Source organism: Streptomyces sp. NPDC045701, assembly GCF_056432045.1.
In genome coordinates, this window is the sequence record NZ_JBWKJV010000166.1 from 1 (window position 1) to 2,229 (window position 2,229).

The 2,229-nt window shown below is 67.4% G+C and carries 2 protein-coding genes; one reads left to right on the forward strand and one right to left on the reverse strand.

What is annotated here, in order from left to right; genetic code table 11:
• Positions 1 to 42 precede the first annotated feature (42 nt).
• Complete coding sequence (locus tag AC07DW_RS34100; RefSeq protein WP_478861474.1) at positions 43 to 759, reverse strand: GntR family transcriptional regulator; 717 nt, start codon at positions 757 to 759, stop codon at positions 43 to 45.
• Positions 760 to 844: 85 nt separating this feature from the next.
• Here AC07DW_RS34100 and AC07DW_RS34105 point away from each other — a divergent pair, with 85 nt between their 5' ends.
• Entirely contained in the window at positions 845 to 1,939 is a 1,095-nt protein-coding gene (locus AC07DW_RS34105) for a DUF1152 domain-containing protein (RefSeq protein ID WP_478861475.1), read from the forward strand.
• The last annotated feature ends 290 nt before the right edge of the window (positions 1,940 to 2,229 follow it).

Sequence of the window (2,229 nt, forward strand, 5' to 3'; positions counted from 1 at the left end):
TCAGCCCACGAAGACCCGCACCAGCCGCCTGTCCCGGCTCCTCTACCGACTCGCGGCTTGACAGCCAACCCACTCGAATTGGGCAACGGAGTCGTCCTGGAGGTCAAAGACGACGTGATGGACGATGAGGACCGCGGACCCCGGCTCCAACCGCAGGTCGTCCGCCTCCTCATCCGTGGCAGCACGAGCGCACATCCGGTCTTCTGCGTAACTGCCTTGACGCCCCGTCATCCGCTCGACGTACATGAGCGTGCCTTCCTGGATCCGCTCGGGGTCCAAGAGCTTGGGTGCCCGCTGGCCGACATCCGCAGCGAACCACGAAGTGGACAGGTTGATCGGGCCGTCCTGGTTGTTCGTCACCCGCCGGCGGTGCACGGCTCGGCGATCCTTCACCAGCCCCAGCGCCTCGACGACGTAGTCCGGAGCCTCCAGCCACCCGGTCGAGGTGATCACCGCGTACTCTCCGGGCGTGTAGATCTTCCCGGTCTGCCGTGCGCGTCCGTACAACTCGCGTGCGCGCCGGTTCACTTCGAGGCTGCGCACGTACGTCCCCGAGCCCTGACGCTTCTCGACCAGGCCCTGATGACTCAGCGCCTCCAACGACCGCGCGGCCGTGGGCCGGGACACCTTCCAGTCCGCGGCGAGCTGCCGTTCCGAGGGAACCTCGTCCCCCGGTCGCAGGTCACCCCGAAGGATCTGGTCACGGATGTAGTGGGCGATCTGGAGATACTTCGGCTGGGCCTCTTCGATCTGCGGCATCTCCCCTCCCTTCCTCGTCCAAGTGGCTATGGCCTTTGGCCACTATAGGGTGAGTGGCCAACCCGTGAACCCGTACTCTGAGCGCATGACGCGGTTGATCGTCGCAGCAGGAGGAGGGGGCGACGCAGTCGCCGCCGCCATGCTTCACGCCGCCCTCTACGGCGACGAGGACCGGGCGGTGATCCTCACGTACGCGTGGGACCGCCTCCTGATCGACCCCCTCCCGGGACCACGGGGAGCCGACAGCTTCACGGGACTCGAACCCGTCACTCAGTCCGTCTGGTCGGTGTCGGCCGAGGCCCAGCCGATCGCCCCGGCAGGCTCCACACTCCCCCGCCTCGCGGCAGAGCTTCCGCACACACTGGCTCTGCTCGACCCGCACGACGGCGCCGAGGGCATCACCCGCCAGCTCGAAGAGCTGGTGTCCCACCTGGCGCCGGCATCGATCGATCTGCTCGATGTCGGCGGCGACATCCTCGCCCAGGGCGACGAACCCACCCTCAAGAGCCCACTCGCCGACGCCCTCACTCTCGCCGCCTGCTGCCAGGTCAACGCCCCGATCCGGCTCCTGGTCGCAGGCCCCGGTCTGGATGGTGAGATCTCCCCCGATGACCTGCGCCCTCTGTTCGGCACTCCCGTCCACACCTTCACGGCCGAGGACGTGGAGACGATCGGCAGCATCCTGGAGTGGCACCCCTCGGAGGCCACCGCCATGCTGGCCGCAACAGCCCGAGGAGCCCGCGGCATCTGCGAGGTGCGCGACGCCGGCCTTCCCGTCCCCCTCACCGACGACGGCCCCACGGTTCACGAAGTCGACCTGGACGACGCGGTCGGCCGCAACAGACTGGCTCGCGCCATCATGACGACCGCCACCCTGGACGAGGCCGAGGCATACAGCCGCGAGATCTGCGGCTTCTCGGAGATCGACTACGAACGCAACAAGGCTGCATGGCTCACTGAGCGGCCGCCGACGAAGCTGGACCGCGACGACGTGCTGTCTCGACTCGACCAGTTCCAAAGTGAGGCCCGAGCCCGCGGAGTCACCCACACGACGTTCCGCCACCTCACCGAGGCCCTGAACCTCAGCGGTACTCACAGGGATGCCCTGCGCCAACTACTCATCAGCAGTAGCCCGGAGCAGCACGCAGCTCCCTTGTGGCGCATCCCCTCCGACGACTGAGTTACAACCTTCTTTACGGATTCAAGGCGGCTCGCTCCGCTCACCGCGCGCGACCCGGCCCCCGGCCGGGCCTGCGCTCCTGTCTACGCCCCGCTCCAGCCCGGCCGGCGCCCGTGCCGCGCACTAAGCGTTCAGCCACCTGATGCCAGAGAAGGGGCACGTCGTGGCTGGGCCGGTCGGCTCCACGGCTTTAGCCCAAGGCCGTGAAGTTACGGGATGAGCCTTGGTTGCAAGATGTCGATGCTGAGGGTGGCTTTGTAGGTGCGTCGGTCGACTTTGAGGCTTTTGTA